The sequence below is a fragment of the Rahnella contaminans genome, from assembly GCF_011065485.1.
Taxonomy (GTDB): domain Bacteria; phylum Pseudomonadota; class Gammaproteobacteria; order Enterobacterales; family Enterobacteriaceae; genus Rahnella; species Rahnella contaminans.
This window is the reverse complement of sequence record NZ_JAADJS010000003.1, coordinates 27,960-42,819: the sequence shown is the minus strand read 5'-3', so window position 1 is coordinate 42,819 and position 14,860 is coordinate 27,960. Positions and strand designations below refer to the sequence as shown.

Below are 14,860 nucleotides of genomic sequence, written 5' to 3'. Positions count from 1 at the left end.
ACTTTTCGGGAGGATTCGGTAAGACATCCGCCGGTAATCTGATGTCATCGACAGTAACCGCAACGGTGACGATGATGATCAACAGACGTAATTTCCTCTTAGGCAGCACCGCCGTCTCGGCGATTGCCGTGATGGGGCTTTTCCCCGGGATCATTACCCGCAAGGCCGACGCGCAGGCAAAAAAAACCGAAACGTTCGAAATCGAACTGACCGATGCGCAGTGGCACCAGCGCCTCAGCGAAGCGCAGTATTACGTATTGCGTGAAGCCGGTACCGAGCGCCCTTATTCCAGTCCGCTCAATAATGAGCACCGCGAAGGGCAGTTTGCCTGTGCGGGTTGTGCCCTGCCTTTATTCTCTTCGGCGACCAAATTCGACAGCCACACCGGCTGGCCGAGTTTCTGGAAACCGCTGCCGGACGCGGCGCTGACCCACCGGGATACAACACTGGGCATGGTTCGCGACGAAGTGCATTGCCGTCGCTGCGGCGGCCATCTTGGCCACGTTTTTGACGACGGCCCGCAGCCCACCGGTTTGCGTTATTGCATGAACGGGCTGGCGATGACGTTCAGTCCAAAAGTTTAGTTCCCGCGAGGCTGTTATGAAAACAACTGTGAAAACATCCGAAAAAAGCGTGAAGTCGTTACGCAATATCAGCGTGATCGCCGGTCTGGTGCTGGCGTCTGCCTTTGTCTTTCAGAATACCGCCTGGTCCTGGGGCGGCGCTGAACCGGCGGTGGTGATCCCCGCACCGGCACATGACGAACCGGCGGGCACATCACACAGTGAAACTGCCGTGTTTGCCGGTGGCTGTTTCTGGGGAATTCAGGGGGTGTTCCAGCATGTGAAAGGCGTGACCAGCGCGGTGTCCGGATACGCGGGCGGCGACGCGCAAACCGCCAGCTACGAACAGGTCAGCGGCGGCGATACCGGCCATGCGGAATCGGTCAAAGTGACGTTTGACCCGACGCAAATCACCTACGGCGAACTGCTGCACATTTTCTTCTCCGTGGGGCATAACCCGACCGAACTGAACCGGCAGGGGCCGGACACCGGCAGCCAGTACCGCTCGGCAGTGTTCCCGATGAACGCGGCGCAGGCGGAAGTGGCGGAAGCGTATATTGCGCAACTGAACGCCAGCAAAAGCTACAGCGATCCGCTGGTGACGAAGGTGGAAAGCAATGCGCACTTCTATCCGGCGGAGGCTTATCACCAGAACTTCCTGAATGATAATCCGGACTATCCGTACATTGTGGTGAACGATCTGCCGAAGATTAAAGATTTAGAGAAAGTCTTCCCGGCGGATTACCGGGAGAAACCGGTTCTGGTGACAAAGTAGAGCTTGGGCTTTAAGGTCAACGCCTTGGGCTCGCTGCCCAAACCGCTCTGAAACGGTAGCTTGACGTAAGTTTCGGTTTTTCAATTCAACATCTTGGGCTCGCCGCCCAAACGGGCTTTACGCGCCAGCTTAGTGTAAGTTTCGGTTTTTCAATTGCGGTGATTACTCAGCGGCTCGCGCCGAAACCGACCAAAGAGGCCCAGGACGGGGCCTCTTTGGAATCTCCGCGTCTTTTTACAACACGCGCTATCGCTCGCTGGCTATGTTTCAGGTACCGCAGCTATTGCCGCGAAAACTTGCCGCTGCGCGGTACCTTCATTTCGGTATTACCCGGCCTGCGGCCTTGCCCTTCGGGTCGTCACTTCGTGACGTTGTCTCGCTTCGCTCGGCTCAAGCCTTTTGGTCTCGAAACACTCATTCAGCAAGCTTTCTGAAAGCGGCTGGAGGCTTTTTCACGATATAACAATGGATTGGCTTGCTCCTCCCCCTGCGAAGGGGGAGGCCGGGAGGGGGTTTAGCAGGCAACTGAGTCGCTAAAACCAACACCCCATCCCGGCCTTCCCCTCGTGAGAGGGGAAGGAGCAAATCAAAATCAGCCTGCATAAATCTTCCGAAGTACATCGCCTTTGGCCGCTTTCAAAACGACGTCGGGTGAGTGGTGAGAAACAGCGAGAGTCTTTTTTCGAGCAGGTTCGAACCCGAGGCGAGAGAACCGCGCAGCGGCGGCGTTTGCGGCAATAGCCGGAGTTGCTGAAACATACTTTACTAGCGGCAGCGCGCAGTTAAAAAGCGCGGGTGTCCAGAGGGCGCGCGCGTTAACGCGCCCTTTGGGCCAGTTTGGGCGGCGAGCCCAAGGTCTTGACCTTGAGTGATCACTGCAATTGAAAAACCGAAACTTACGCCAAGCTGCTGCTTCAAAGCTGTTTGGGCGGCGAGCCCAAGGTCTTGATCTTGAGCGATCACCGAAACTTACACCAGACCGCCTTTAAAGGCAGCCCTTTGCAGCTGCCTCCTGCAAATCCAGAAACTCCTGAATGCATTCCATGCACGCTCCCCGTTCTTCCACATGCGGCATGTGGCTTGAATTCTCAAAAATCACCCACCGGACGTCTTTGATCCCGTCGGCAAAGGGCTGAACCACTTCGGGGGCGGCTTCGTCGTAGCGGCCGGAAATCAGCAAGACCGGTACGTTGATCGCCGGCAGACGGTCGACGATCGTCCAGTCTTTCATGCTGCCGATGACGTGAAATTCGGTCGGGCCGTTCATGGCGTGATAAACCGTCGGATCGGCGTCCATCGCGGAGAAGGTGCGTTTAACCTCTTCCGGCCACGGGTCGAGACGGCAGACGTGGCGCGTGTAGAAAACCTGCGAGGCGGCTTTGTATTCTTCGCTGTCGATCGTTCCGGCCTGTTCGTGGGCGAGCAGGGTTTCCTGCACACCGTCAGGTAGTTCGCTGCGCAGGCGGGCGGCGGCTTGCAGCCATAATTCCATCGAGGCGGGTGAGTTGGCGATGATCAGTGCCTTCAGGCCGGCCGGCTGCGTGACGGCGTGTTCGGCACCTAACATTCCGCCCCAGGATTGCCCGAGCAGGGCGTAGTTTTCTTCGATGCCGAGATTGCGCAGGAGATTGTCCAGCTCAGCCAGAAACAGCGATGGTTGCCAGAAACCGGCCGGTTTATCGGGAAGATGCGTCGAACGGCCATTGCCGATCTGATCGTAATGAATGACCGCGCGACCCGTTCGGGCGATGTCGCGAAAGGCGTCGACGTAATCGTGCGTGCAGCCCGGTCCGCCGTGGGCGATCACCAGCGGAGTCTTGCCGCGACTGAGATCGCCGCTGATGCGGTACCAGGTCTGGTATTCCTGAAACGGCGCGTAGCCTTCAGTGATCTTGACCATTTTGTTTCCCCTGTCGGTGAATAATCTTCTCAGGGTAAACATCGGGGCGGTGCTGAACAGCTAGTAAAAAAGATAGGAAATTGGGCGGTCAGCTGTCCAGCAGGCGATAATGCAGCGCGCGAACCACCGCCTGGACGCGGTTGCTGGCCCCCAGTTTACGACCGGCAGTGTTGAGATGCAGTGTTACGGTGGCCACCGAGCGGCTGAGTTTGCGGGCGATTTCCTTGGCCGTTAGCCCTTCCGCCGCCCACGCCAGACATTCGCGCTCGCGCTTGCTCAGCCGCACATGTTTGCAGGTCAGCACGCTGTCGTCGAACAGCGGAAAGACGTACTCCTGAAACGTCAGCGCCAGCAGGCTCAGCTCCGCCAGCACATCCTGAATATCCAGTTCATGCCCCGCGCCTGTGTGTATGCCGGTCACGGTGACAAACCCGCCGTTCGGCAAATGCAGGGGTACGGTCGCGCCGCACGGCATATTGTTATCACACATGTAATGCGTGACCGGTTTGTTGAGATCGCTCAGGCGGTTTTGCAGGGACGTGTTGTCCGGCCGCTGATAGGACCACACAAACGGCGCGCAACTTTCCAGCGCGTAATGCTGCACCGGATCGACCTGATAATAGCCACTTTCCAGCCACAATTTCTGCATGTCACCCGGCACGTTACACATCCGCAGCAAAGAGGGCGTGATCAGCTCGCCTTCCAGCGAGCGCGGCACCGGCGTGTAATCGTAGATCAGGGCATCGAACCCCAAACGCGACGTCTGCGCAAAGAGGTGGTTAAACGCGCCATCCACGGTGGTTTCCCGCAACGGCGCGGCACTTTCTTTCACCGCGAGTTTCATAAATTCATCTCCGCAAGTTCCTCTTTCCGCCACGAATGTGCTGATCGGGCACCGATTTTGCTGCTGACCGGTTGTTAAGAAAAAGTTATGCAATCGCAATGCCAAATCGCCGACGGGATAAACCTAGTATTTTTGCTAACTACCGGTGAGGTTTTGCTGCGGCTAACGTAGAGCCACAGGGGAAATGACGCCTGCTCTGCACCAAAAACAGTCATTAAGAGGATTGCCATGCACCGTTACCGATTTTTGCTCTGGCGCCCGCTGCAACTGCTGCCGGTTTTGCTGGGGATCAGCATTCTGACGTTTGTCATGGTGCGCGCCATTCCCGGCGATCCGGCGAGGATCCTGCTGGGCGTACGCAGCACGCCGGAAGCCATCGCCCGCATTCGTGCGCAGTACGGACTGGATCTGCCGGTCTGGCAGCAATATCTCTACTTCTTACGCAACCTGTTGCACGGCGAAATGGGGAAGTCGCTGATTTACCGCGTGGATACGCTGAAACTGATCATGTCGCGCATCGAACCGACGCTGTATCTGGTGCTGGGCAGTGTGATGCTGGCGATGCTGTTTACGGTGCCACTGGCGGCAACGGCGGCGCGAAACCGTGGGCGGCTGGCGGATCAGATGATCCGTCTGCTTTCCACCGTTGGCCTCGGATTACCGGCGTTCTGGCTGGCGATCATGATGATTTTGCTGTTCAGCCTGTCGCTCGGCTGGTTTCCGGTTTCGGGCTACGGCAGCGATTTCGGCGAGCGTTTACATCATCTGTTTTTGCCTTGTCTGACCGTGGCGCTGGCGCTGTCGGCGGTGCTGACCCGCAACCTGCGCGCCAGTTTGTTGATGGAATTGCAGAACGATTATGTCACCGCGGCCAGGGCGCGCGGGCAGAACGAGAACCGGATTTTCTGGCGGCATGTTATGCCCAATTCTCTGGTGCCGACGGTCAATCTGCTGGCGGTAAATATCGGCTGGCTGATTGGCAGCACGGTAGTGATTGAAAGCGTTTTTGCCATTCCGGGCATGGGACAGTTGCTGGTGAAAGCCATTATCAGCCGCGATTACATGGTGGTGCAGGGCGTGGTTTTGGTGTTTGCGCTGGCGACGGTGGCCGTCAATCTGGTGGCTGATTTGCTGACGGTGGCGTTAGATCCGAGGGTGAAACTATGAGCATGACCGAAAAAATAGCCACGCAGCGGTTCGGCCGTTTTCATCTGCGCGGGTTGCCGCGTCAGCAGGCGCTGCGGCTGGGTATTCTGATGCTGAGCGCGTGGCTGCTGATTGCGCTGTTTACCCCGTGGATTGCCCCGTTCGACCCGATTGCGCAGGACGCTGCCGTCACGCTGTCGCCGCCGACTTTTGCGCATCCGTTTGGCACTGATAATTTTGGCCGCGATATTCTTTCCCGCGTGATGTGGGGCGCGCGGATTGATCTGCAAATCTGCATTATCGGCGTCATTTTTCCGTTCACCTTTGGCACGCTTATCGGCGCTTTTTCCGGCTATCTTGGCGGCGCGGTAGATACGTTTTTCATGCGCGTTATCGATGTGGTGCTGGCGTTTCCATTTCTGGTGCTGATGCTCTCTATCATCGCCATTCTCGGGCCGGGGTTAAGCAGTTTTTATATCGCGATGGCGATGGTCGGCTGGGTGTCTTACGCCCGGCTGGTACGCTCGCAGGTGCTGACGCTTAAACACCGGGATTTTATTCTGGCCGCGCGCAGCCTGGGTTACCGCCATCCGCGCATTTTGCTTTTGCATCTTTTACCCAATGCGCTGACCAGTTCGCTGGTGTTCTCAATGTCCGATTGCGTGCTGGTGTTGCTCAGTGGTGCATCGGTGAGTTACCTCGGTTTAGGCGTTCAGCCGCCGCTGGCCGAATGGGGCGTGATGGTCGCCGAAGGGCAAAGTTTTATCACCACCGCCTGGTGGATAACCACGTTTCCGGGCCTGGCGATTGTCGTGCTGGCGATGAGTTTCAGCCTGCTGGCCGACGGTTTAGGTGACAAACTGGGGGAGCGCCCATGACGCTGTTGCAAGTTCGCGGTTTAACCATTGAAGACCGGCAGGGCGTGGCGCTGGTGGATAAGCTTTCCCTCACGCTCAGTGCCGGTGAAATCCTCGGGCTGGTGGGCGAAAGCGGGTCGGGCAAAACGCTGAGCTGCCGCGCAATGATGCGCCTGCTGCCGGGCGAAGGCTTGAACATCCGCGCCGGAGAAATCCGCCTGAATGACACCGATTTACTGACGCTCAATGATAAACGCATGACAGCCATTCGCGGGCGGGAAATTGGCATGATTTTCCAGAACCCGGCCAGCCATCTGAACCCGGTGATGACCATCGGGCAGCAGATTGCAGAAAGCCGCCGCCTGCATTTTGGGGCGAGCCGCCGCGAGGCACAGCGTCAGGCCGTGGAGTGGCTGCGGCAGGTGGGCATTCCCGATCCGCAGCGTCGCGTGGACAACTATCCGCATGAGTTTTCCGGTGGTATGCGTCAGCGCGCAATGATCGCCGTGGCGCTGGCCTGCGAGCCCAAAATTCTGATTGCCGACGAACCGACTACGGCGCTGGACGTCACCGTGCAGATGCAGATTTTACGGCTGCTTTGCGATCTGCGCGAGCGGCTGGGTATCGCCATTATTCTCATTACTCACGATCTCGGCGTGGTAGCACAAACCTGCGACCGCATCGCGGTGATGTACGGCGGGCGCTTGTGTGAAACCGGCGAAAAACGTCAGGTACTGGCGCAGGCGCTGCATCCTTATACCCGCGGCCTGATTGACTGTCAGCCCGCCAGCGAAGGCGGGGCGGGGCGGCTGATCACGTTGCCCGGCCAGCCACCGGTTGCGGCGCGTTTCCCGACCGGCTGCCGTTTTCATCCGCGTTGTACACACGCCACGGCGCAGTGCCATGACCTTCAGCCCGCGATGCAGACCGCTGAGTTTGCCCGCAGCCACGTTGCGGCCTGCCATCACCCTTTGCGGGTTCTCAGTCTGGTGATATCCGGGAGGGAAAATGAATCCACTTTCTGACCGGACGGCTGCGCCGGATGTGCGGCCTTACCCGCTGCTGGAAGCCGAAGATTTGTCGGTGACGTTTCCGGTATCCGGCGGGCTGGGGCGTAAAAAGCGCGTCGTGCAGGCGGTGAACGGTGTGTCGATGTACATCAATGCCGGAGAAACGCTGGGGCTGGTGGGCGAATCGGGCAGCGGAAAAAGCACACTGGGGCGCGCGATGTTGCAGCTGGAAAACCCCAGTGCAGGGCGTGTGCGCTTTAACGGGCAGCTGATCACCGGCGGCGTGAAACCGGATATTGCCCGGCTTCGTCAGCAAACGGCAATGATTTTTCAGGATCCGTTTTCCTCACTGAACCCGCGTCAGACGCTGGGCGAGAGCATTGGCGAAGTGCTGCGTGTACATCAGAAAGTCGCGAAAGCAGCGATCCCGGCGCGGATTAACGAGCTGCTGACGCTGGTAGGCCTGAGCGCTGAACATGCGTCGCGGAGACCACAGGCGCTGAGTGGCGGGCAGTGTCAGCGCGCCGGAATTGCCCGCGCGCTGGCGATTGAGCCACGGCTGATTGTCGCCGATGAATGCGTCGCGGCGCTCGACGTGTCGATTCAGGCCCAAATCATCAACTTGCTGATGGATCTGCGCGAGAGCATGGGGCTGGCAATTTTGTTTATCGCGCACGATCTGGCGATTGTGCGGCGTCTCTGCGACCGCGTGGCGGTGATGTATCTGGGGCGGATTGTTGAAAGCGGCCCGACGCAAACGGTGTTTAATACGCCGCGCCATCCTTACACCGCCGCGCTGGTGGCGGCTATCCCCGAGATTGACCCCGACCGCCCGCTGCCGGAGAACCCGTTACAGGGCGAGCCGCCCAGCCCGGTTTCGCTGCCTGCGGGCTGCGCTTTTCATCCACGCTGTGCCCGCGCGCTTCCTGCGTGCAGGCAGGGCGCGGCACCCGAAACCCGGCATATTGCCGATCATGCTTTCGCCTGTGTGCTTGATGTGCCCGGTAGCGAAAGGATTTTTCCGATGACTGAAGGAATGTGACATGAAGCAAAAGCATTTTAACGTTGTGGCCGCCGGGGTGCTGCTGGCGTTGAGCCTGGTCAGCGAAATGGCGCAGGCGGCCGGGGTTCTGACCATCGGACGTCGTGAGGACAGCACGACGTTTGACCCGATCAAATCGGCGCAAAACGCCGATAACTGGGTGTTCTCGAACGTGTTTGATCCGCTGGTTCGCGTGGACAATACAGGCACCAAACTGCTGCCGGGGCTGGCGGAAAGCTGGACGATTTCGCCGGACGGCAAAACGTATACGCTGAAAATGCGCGAGGCAAAATTCTCAGACGGCACGCCGGTCACGGCTTCGGATGCGGTGTTCAGCCTGACGCGTATCCGCGATGACGCCGGTTCACTGTGGAAAGATTCGTACAGCATTATTGATACGCTGAAAGCGGACGATGCGCACACGCTGGTCATCACGCTGAAAGCGCCGTCGGCAGCGTTTCTTTCCCAACTGGCGCTGCCCAATGCGTCGGTGATTTCACAGGCGGCGCTGACCAAACAGGGCGCGGATGATTTTGCCGAACATCCGGTGGGTTCGGGCGCATTCAGCGTGAAAGCGTGGACGCGTGGCGAGAAAGTCGAGCTGGTGAAAAACCCGTATTACTGGGATGCCGCGAAGGTAAAGCTTGATGGCGTCGAGTGGCTGACGCTGCCTGACGACAATACCCGCATGCTCAAAGTGCAGGCGGGCGAAATCGATGCGGCGCTGTCGATTCCGTTCTCACGCATTTCCTCGTTGCAGAAAGACCCGAAACTGGCCGTCGAACTGGACACTTCAACGCGAGAAGATCATCTGCTGATTAACCATTCACACGGCGATCTGGGCAAAGTTGAAGTCCGGCAGGCGCTGGATTTCGCCATCGATAAAAAGTCGATTATCGACACCGTGACGTTCGGCTACGGCAAAATCGCCAATTCCTATATTCCTGACGGCGCGTTGTATCACTACGCCGGTAACTTACAACGTCCTTATGATCCCGGGAAAGCCAAACAGCTGCTGGCGGCGGCAGGCGTGAAAAACCTGACGCTGAAATATCTGGTGAACGCCGGGGATGAAGTGGACGAGCAAATCGCCGTTTTGCTGCAACAACAGCTGGCAAAAGCGGGCATTACGGCCAGTCTGCAAAAAGTGGATCCGAGCCAGAGCTGGGACATATTAGTCGCGGGTGATTACGACATTTCGGTGATGTACTGGACGAATGACATCCTCGATCCCGATCAGAAAACCACGTTTGTGCTGGGACATGATTCCAACAACAACTACATGACGCGTTATCACAACGATAAAGTGAAAGCGCTGGTGGCCGCCGCCCGTGTGGAAATGGATCCGGCAAAACGCCAGCAGATGTATATCGATTTACAGAAAATGGCTAAAGCGGATGTGAACTGGATAGATTTGTATTACAGCCCGTACCGCAACGTGACACGTAAAAATATCAAAGACTTCCATCAGAACCCGCTGGGCCGTTTCACGCTGGAAGACACTGTTAAAGAGTAATTTCGCCTCACCGGGGAAATAATAAGAAAACTGAGATAAAAGTCTGTTTACCCCTTTTGCCCACCTTCCGGTGGGCTTTTTCTTGCCGCTGAGTTCTGCGTTTCTGCCCGCCGTTGTGTCAACCGATCCTCAACCATTACGCTGGCTTCGCTTGATTTTGAGCGCCCGCTCAAGTACCTTTCGCGCTTGAGCAAGTGCTCAAAAACTTTCTGAGGCTGTATATGTTCGTCCAAAACCGCTGGCTGATCCTCGCCATTGTCACCAGCACCCTTTTCCTGATCATCATTGATATGACGGTGCTTTACACGGCGCTGCCGCGTCTTACGCTGGCGCTCGGGGCGTCGTCATCCGAAAAATTATGGATCGTGAATGCATATCCGCTGGTCGTCGCCGGGCTGCTTCCCGGCGCGGGTATGCTGAGTGACCGTCTCGGGCATAAAAATCTGTTTATGAGCGGCCTGCCGGTGTTTGCGCTGGCGTCGCTGTGCGCGGCTTTTGCGCCGTCCGCGGAATGGCTGATCGCATCCCGCGTGTTTCTGGCGATTGGCGCGGCCATGATGATGCCCGCGACGCTGGCGATTGTGCGCCATGTGTTTACCAATGAACGCGAACGTGCGCTGGCGATTGGTATCTGGTCGGCGGTGGCATCAGGCGCGGCGGCGCTCGGGCCGGTGATTGGCGGCGTGTTGCTGGAATATTTCTGGTGGGGCTCAGTGTTCCTGATCAACGTGCCGATTGTGGTGGCCGTATTCCCTTGCGCGCTGGCGTTGATCCCGCGCGGCAAAGGCAACCCGGAACGTCCGTGTGATTTCACCGGATCGGCGATGGTGATGCTCGGGCTGGTCGGCGTGATTTATGCGCTGAAAGAGCTGAGCAATATGAACTCTTCATGGACTGGCGTGTTGTTCCCGGCCTTTGCAGGCGTACTGTTTCTGGGGCTGTTCGCCAGAAGGCAAAAACGCGCCGTGCAGCCGATGATCGATTTTTCGCTGTTTCGCAACCGCGCTTTTGCCTGCGGCGTGGGCGTGGCGATCACCTCGATGATTGCGCTGATCGGCATCGAACTGGTACTGAGCCAGCGGTTGCAACTGGTGCTCGGGCTGACGCCATTTATGGCCGCGATGTTTATTCTGCCTATTCCGGTAGCCTCCGCGCTGGCATCGCCTCTGGCCGGAATGCTGATGCCAAAATACGGCGTCCGCAAAATCATGCTCGGGGGTTTCGCGCTTTCCGCCGCGGGAATTGTCAGCCACGCGCTGCTGTTTGAAGGCGGCACCGCGATGCAGCTTGCCAGCCTGTTTATTTTAGGTTTCGGCCTCGGCGGCGCGGTGACGGCGGCCTCGACCTCCATCATGCTGAACGCCCCGGAAGAGAAAGCCGGGATGGTCGCGGCGATCGAAGACGTGTCATGGGAAATGGGCGGCGTGCTGGGTGTGACGTTGCTGGGTGGCCTGATGACGGCAGTTTATAGCCGCAGCCTCACGCTGCCGGCCGGTATTGTGACCGGCGACGGCGCGTATGACAGCCTCGATGAAGCGCTGAATATCGCCAGCCATCTCAGCCCGGAGCATGCGACGTTAATCAGCGAGCTGGCGCGTACGGCGTTTGATCAGGCGTTTCTGGCGGTCCTGATTTCTGCCGCCACGCTGGTGATCGCCACCGTGGTGGTGCTGAAAATCGTCCTGCGTAAGCCGGTGGGCGTGCGCCAGTCTTCCTGATAAACTGCGGCCTGAGCGGTTGCTCAATGCCAGCACAGGATTGATGATGAAAGAAAATCGGGAAGCGTTGAGGGCGAAAATCCTCGACGGCGCAATCAGCCTCTTTATCGAAAAGGGGATTGAGAAAGTGACGACGCGCGAACTGACGGAATACGTCGGGATCTCGCGCAGTCATATTTATCACTACTTTCCCGACTGGCAGACGCTGTGTATCGAAGCGCTGACGGAGGTAATGCTGGCGGAACTCAAGGAGTTCACCGCAGAAATCGTGGCGCTGCCGCCGCAGGAAAAACTCCACACGCTGGTAAACAGTTATCTGCCGGATACGCAGGGTGACATCTGGCGACTTTACGGTTCGCTGTGGCAACTGGCGGCGCACAACGAGGCTTACGCCGCACTGGCGCAACTGATGGTGAGGAAATGGCTGGATTTGCTGGCTGAAATCATCAGCGCAGGTACTGAAGCGGGGATATTTCGATCCACCAACGCCGCACGCGTCACCCGCCAGCTTTCCGCGATGCTCAACGGTTACGCCGATCAGCTGATCGTCATGCCCTCAGCGGAGGTCAGGCAGGAAGCCATGGAAGATATCTGTGATTTCGTGGAACTGGTGTTGAAGAAATAAATAAAAGGCCGCCACGAATGCAGCGGCCCTCTGCATCAGTGCTCCCGCATTCCCGCTGCAAACATCAGCAGATGAAATACTGTCGCGACGACAAACAGCGCTAACACACTTCCACCCCAGATGACGGCCATCCAGCCAACGCGTTTTAAGAACGGGGCTTTGGTGATGTTGTTGTCATCCATTTTTCTGATGAGATTCATACGAAATTCCTCAGTGATAACCCTGATCCGGCGTCACTTTTCCGCGGAACACGTAGTAGCTCCAGAAGGTGTACACCAGAATGATCGGGATGATGAACAGCGCGCCCACCAGAATGAAGCCCTGGCTTTGTGGCGGTGACGCCGCTTCCCAGATGGAGATGGACGGCGGAATGATGTTCGGCCAGATGCTGATCCCCAGACCGGTATAGCCCAGGAACACCAGCGCCAGCGTCAGCAGGAAGGGCGCGTGATGCGCGTTTTTGCTGATGGCACGGAACATCCACGCGGAGACTAATACCACCAGAACCGGTACCGGCAGGAACCAGTAAAGGTTAGGGCGAGTGAACCAGCGGGTGGCGATATCACTATGCGTCAGCGGTGTCCACAGACTGACTGCCAGCGTCACCAGCAGGAAAACCACCAGCAGAGGTTTAGCGATTTTGTGCATCGCTACCTGCAATTCGCCTTCGGTTTTCATGATGAGCCAGGTGCAGCCGAGCAGGGCATACGCCACGACCAGCGCGAACCCGCAGAACAGGGTGAACGGCGTGAGCCAGTCCAGCGCCCCACCGGCATACGTGCGGTTAACCACAGGAATACCATTGATGACGGCGCCCAGTACCACGCCCTGACAGAAGGTCGCGATAACCGATCCCCAGATGAAGGATTTATCCCACACATGTCGTTTGGCCGGGCTGGCTTTGAAACGAAATTCAAACGCCACGCCGCGGAAAATCAGACCGAACAACATCAGGGTCAGCGGGATGGACAGCGCATCAAGAATCACCGAATACGCCAGCGGGAATGCGCCGTACAACGCCGCACCGCCCAGCACCAGCCAGGTTTCGTTGCCGTCCCAGACCGGCGCAACGGTGTTCATCATCACGTCGCGGTCGTGCTCTTTTTTCACCAGAGGGAACAGCAGACCGATGCCCAGGTCGAAGCCGTCCATCACCACATACATCATCACGCCGAAGATGATGATCAAAAACCAGATCAGCGGTAAGTCGATACCCATTATCAAGCTCCCTTAGAGTCGTCGGACAGTGATTCCGAAATAGCAGACAGCGGACGCGCAGGCGTGCGGTGCTGGCCAGGACCACCGTGGTCAACGCTTTCACCTTCATGCGCCTGCGGACCTTTGCGGATCAGACGCATCATGTAGCCGTAACCGACACCAAACACCGAGCAGTAAATCACGATGAACAGGATCAGGCTGACGCTCATCTGGAGAACGTTATGGTTCGATACCGCATCTTTGGTGCGCAGCAGGCCGTAAACGACCCAGGGCTGACGCCCCATTTCGGTGGTGATCCAGCCCGCCAGTAGTGCCAGCAGACCGGAAGGCCCCATCAGGAAGGCAAAGCGCAGGAACGCTTTAGAGGTATACATTTTGCCGCCACGACGCAGGATCAGGCTCAGCACACCCAGCAAAATCATCAGCATGCCCAGACCGGCCATGATGCGGAAGGTGTAGAAAATGACGGACGAGTTCGGACGATCTTCTTTCGGGAAAGACTTCAGCGCCGGGATCTGATGCGTCAGGCTGTGCGTCAGGATCAGGCTGCCGAGATACGGGATTTCAATCGCGTAACGGGTTTCTTCGCGGTTCATATCCGGGTAACCGATCAGCACCAGCGGGGAGGGTTTATTGTCTTTATTTTCCCAGTGGCCTTCGATGGCCGCGATTTTAGCCGGCTGATATTTCAGGGTGTTCAGGCCGTGGGCGTCACCCAAAAATGCCTGAATCGGGGAGACAATCAGCGCCATCCACATCGCCATCGACAGCATGGTGCGGATTGCCGGGGTATCACGCCCACGCAGTAAATGCCAGGCCGCCGCAGAACCGACGAAGAACGCAGACGCCAGGAAGGCGGCGGTGGTCATATGCATCAGACGGAACGGGAAAGACGGGTTGAAGATGATTTTCATCCAGCTGACCGGCACGACCAGATTGTTAACAATTTCGTAGCCCTGCGGTGTCTGCATCCAGCTGTTGGACGCGAGGATCCAGAAGGTGGACATCAGCGTACCGAGCGCCACCATGCAGGTGGAGAAGAAGTGCAGACCGGGGCCGACGCGGTTCCAGCCGAACAACATCACGCCGAGGAAACCGGCTTCAAGGAAGAACGCGGTTAACACTTCATAGGTCAGCAACGGGCCGGTAATGCTCCCGGCGAACGAGGAGAACATGCTCCAGTTGGTGCCGAACTGGTAAGCCATCACCAGGCCGGAGACCACGCCCATGCCAAAGTTCACGGCAAAAATTTTCGACCAGAAATGATACAGGTCGCGGTAAGCCTCTTTCTTCGTTTTCAGCCACATGCCTTCCAGAACTGCCAGAAAACTGGCAAGCCCGATGGTGATAGCGGGGAAAATGATGTGAAAAGAGACGGTGAACGCGAACTGGATCCGGGCCAGTTCTAGCGCATCAAGACCAAACATAACAACCTCTTTTTGTGTGTCAGGTAACCCTTCCAGACATTAATACCGGTACGGGAACCGGCAATTTCTGACATTCGCAGGTGAAGTCTTGAATGAAAGGGTGGTACAGCTGGGTTTTCGCGAGGGGCCGATTTAACCACAGGGGTTAAAGGTATTAACAGGGACGGTTTCGTGGGGAAATTACCGGCTGAAACACTTTTGCGGCAGGGGAATAGGAGC

At 57.5% G+C, this 14,860-nt stretch carries 15 protein-coding genes; 9 read left to right on the top strand and 6 right to left on the bottom strand.

Features of this window, described 5'->3' with window-relative positions:
* Positions 1 to 41 precede the first annotated feature (41 nt).
* Positions 42 to 584 carry a peptide-methionine (R)-S-oxide reductase MsrB gene (gene msrB / locus GW579_RS14975; protein WP_235937397.1) on the top strand — a complete coding sequence of 181 codons (543 nt, stop codon included), beginning with the start codon at positions 42 to 44 and terminating at the stop codon, positions 582 to 584.
* A 16-nt stretch (positions 585 to 600) separates the two neighbouring features.
* Entirely contained in the window at positions 601 to 1,338 is a 738-nt protein-coding gene (msrA, locus tag GW579_RS14970) for a peptide-methionine (S)-S-oxide reductase MsrA (protein WP_165059814.1), read from the top strand.
* 636 nt (positions 1,339 to 1,974) lie between these two features.
* On the opposite strand, the gene GW579_RS23905 is transcribed toward msrA, so the two are convergent.
* The 3 genes from GW579_RS23905 to GW579_RS14960 form a co-directional block, all read right to left on the bottom strand.
* Positions 1,975 to 2,097 carry a hypothetical protein gene (locus GW579_RS23905; RefSeq protein WP_259229998.1) on the bottom strand — a complete coding sequence of 41 codons (123 nt, stop codon included), beginning with the start codon at positions 2,095 to 2,097 and terminating at the stop codon, positions 1,975 to 1,977.
* A gap of 226 nt (positions 2,098 to 2,323) precedes the next feature.
* The gene (locus tag GW579_RS14965; RefSeq protein ID WP_165059812.1) at positions 2,324 to 3,238 is read right to left on the bottom strand and encodes a proline iminopeptidase-family hydrolase; all 915 of its coding nucleotides are present in this window, start codon (positions 3,236 to 3,238) and stop codon (positions 2,324 to 2,326) included.
* Between the two features lie 88 nt (positions 3,239 to 3,326).
* Positions 3,327 to 4,082 carry a LuxR family transcriptional regulator gene (locus GW579_RS14960; protein ID WP_165059810.1) on the bottom strand — a complete coding sequence of 252 codons (756 nt, stop codon included), beginning with the start codon at positions 4,080 to 4,082 and terminating at the stop codon, positions 3,327 to 3,329.
* Between the two features lie 228 nt (positions 4,083 to 4,310).
* Here GW579_RS14960 and GW579_RS14955 point away from each other — a divergent pair, with 228 nt between their 5' ends.
* From GW579_RS14955 to GW579_RS14925, 7 genes are all read left to right on the top strand, one after another.
* Complete coding sequence (locus GW579_RS14955) at positions 4,311 to 5,249, top strand: ABC transporter permease (RefSeq protein ID WP_152326787.1); 939 nt, start codon at positions 4,311 to 4,313, stop codon at positions 5,247 to 5,249.
* On the top strand, positions 5,246 to 6,106 hold the full coding sequence (locus GW579_RS14950) for an ABC transporter permease (protein WP_206738940.1): 861 nt from the start codon (positions 5,246 to 5,248) through the stop codon (positions 6,104 to 6,106). Before GW579_RS14955 ends, GW579_RS14950 begins: the two co-directional genes overlap by 4 nt.
* The gene (locus GW579_RS14945; RefSeq protein WP_152326789.1) at positions 6,103 to 7,110 is read left to right on the top strand and encodes an ABC transporter ATP-binding protein; all 1,008 of its coding nucleotides are present in this window, start codon (positions 6,103 to 6,105) and stop codon (positions 7,108 to 7,110) included. The genes GW579_RS14950 and GW579_RS14945 overlap by 4 nt, the downstream gene beginning before the upstream one ends.
* On the top strand, positions 7,094 to 8,137 hold the full coding sequence (locus GW579_RS14940) for an ABC transporter ATP-binding protein (protein ID WP_165059808.1): 1,044 nt from the start codon (positions 7,094 to 7,096) through the stop codon (positions 8,135 to 8,137). Before GW579_RS14945 ends, GW579_RS14940 begins: the two co-directional genes overlap by 17 nt.
* Position 8,138: 1 nt before the next feature.
* Entirely contained in the window at positions 8,139 to 9,653 is a 1,515-nt protein-coding gene (locus GW579_RS14935) for an ABC transporter substrate-binding protein (RefSeq protein WP_165059807.1), read from the top strand.
* Between the two features lie 221 nt (positions 9,654 to 9,874).
* Entirely contained in the window at positions 9,875 to 11,371 is a 1,497-nt protein-coding gene (locus GW579_RS14930; protein WP_152326792.1) for an MFS transporter, read from the top strand.
* A 46-nt stretch (positions 11,372 to 11,417) separates the two neighbouring features.
* Entirely contained in the window at positions 11,418 to 11,996 is a 579-nt protein-coding gene (locus GW579_RS14925; RefSeq protein WP_165060528.1) for a TetR/AcrR family transcriptional regulator, read from the top strand.
* 35 nt (positions 11,997 to 12,031) lie between these two features.
* Here GW579_RS14925 and GW579_RS14920 read toward each other — a convergent pair whose 3' ends face one another.
* From GW579_RS14920 to GW579_RS14910, 3 genes are read right to left on the bottom strand one after another with little or no spacing between them, the layout of a single operon-like run.
* Positions 12,032 to 12,196, bottom strand: a complete 165-nt coding sequence (locus tag GW579_RS14920; RefSeq protein WP_152326793.1) for a DUF2474 domain-containing protein — start codon at positions 12,194 to 12,196, stop codon at positions 12,032 to 12,034.
* Between the two features lie 10 nt (positions 12,197 to 12,206).
* On the bottom strand, positions 12,207 to 13,214 hold the full coding sequence (gene cydB, locus GW579_RS14915; RefSeq protein WP_165059805.1) for a cytochrome d ubiquinol oxidase subunit II: 1,008 nt from the start codon (positions 13,212 to 13,214) through the stop codon (positions 12,207 to 12,209).
* Positions 13,215 to 13,216: 2 nt separating this feature from the next.
* A complete protein-coding gene (locus GW579_RS14910) occupies positions 13,217 to 14,641 on the bottom strand; it encodes a cytochrome ubiquinol oxidase subunit I (RefSeq protein ID WP_152326795.1) in 1,425 nt (474 codons plus the stop codon).
* Positions 14,642 to 14,860 lie beyond the last annotated feature (219 nt).

Coding starts and splice junctions, on each gene's coding strand:
- GW579_RS14935 (WP_165059807.1), top strand. CDS start 8,139: ATGAAGCAAAAGCATTTTAACGTTGTGGCCGCCGGGGTGCTGCTGGCG.
- GW579_RS23905 (WP_259229998.1), bottom strand. CDS start 2,097: ATGTTTCAGCAACTCCGGCTATTGCCGCAAACGCCGCCGCTGCGCGGT.
- GW579_RS14950 (WP_206738940.1), top strand. CDS start 5,246: ATGAGCATGACCGAAAAAATAGCCACGCAGCGGTTCGGCCGTTTTCAT.
- msrA (WP_165059814.1), top strand. CDS start 601: ATGAAAACAACTGTGAAAACATCCGAAAAAAGCGTGAAGTCGTTACGC.
- msrB (WP_235937397.1), top strand. CDS start 42: ATGTCATCGACAGTAACCGCAACGGTGACGATGATGATCAACAGACGT.
- GW579_RS14955 (WP_152326787.1), top strand. CDS start 4,311: ATGCACCGTTACCGATTTTTGCTCTGGCGCCCGCTGCAACTGCTGCCG.
- GW579_RS14925 (WP_165060528.1), top strand. CDS start 11,418: ATGAAAGAAAATCGGGAAGCGTTGAGGGCGAAAATCCTCGACGGCGCA.
- GW579_RS14945 (WP_152326789.1), top strand. CDS start 6,103: ATGACGCTGTTGCAAGTTCGCGGTTTAACCATTGAAGACCGGCAGGGC.
- GW579_RS14930 (WP_152326792.1), top strand. CDS start 9,875: ATGTTCGTCCAAAACCGCTGGCTGATCCTCGCCATTGTCACCAGCACC.
- GW579_RS14965 (WP_165059812.1), bottom strand. CDS start 3,238: ATGGTCAAGATCACTGAAGGCTACGCGCCGTTTCAGGAATACCAGACC.
- GW579_RS14960 (WP_165059810.1), bottom strand. CDS start 4,082: ATGAAACTCGCGGTGAAAGAAAGTGCCGCGCCGTTGCGGGAAACCACC.
- GW579_RS14940 (WP_165059808.1), top strand. CDS start 7,094: ATGAATCCACTTTCTGACCGGACGGCTGCGCCGGATGTGCGGCCTTAC.
- GW579_RS14910 (WP_152326795.1), bottom strand. CDS start 14,641: ATGTTTGGTCTTGATGCGCTAGAACTGGCCCGGATCCAGTTCGCGTTC.
- cydB (WP_165059805.1), bottom strand. CDS start 13,214: ATGGGTATCGACTTACCGCTGATCTGGTTTTTGATCATCATCTTCGGC.
- GW579_RS14920 (WP_152326793.1), bottom strand. CDS start 12,196: ATGAATCTCATCAGAAAAATGGATGACAACAACATCACCAAAGCCCCG.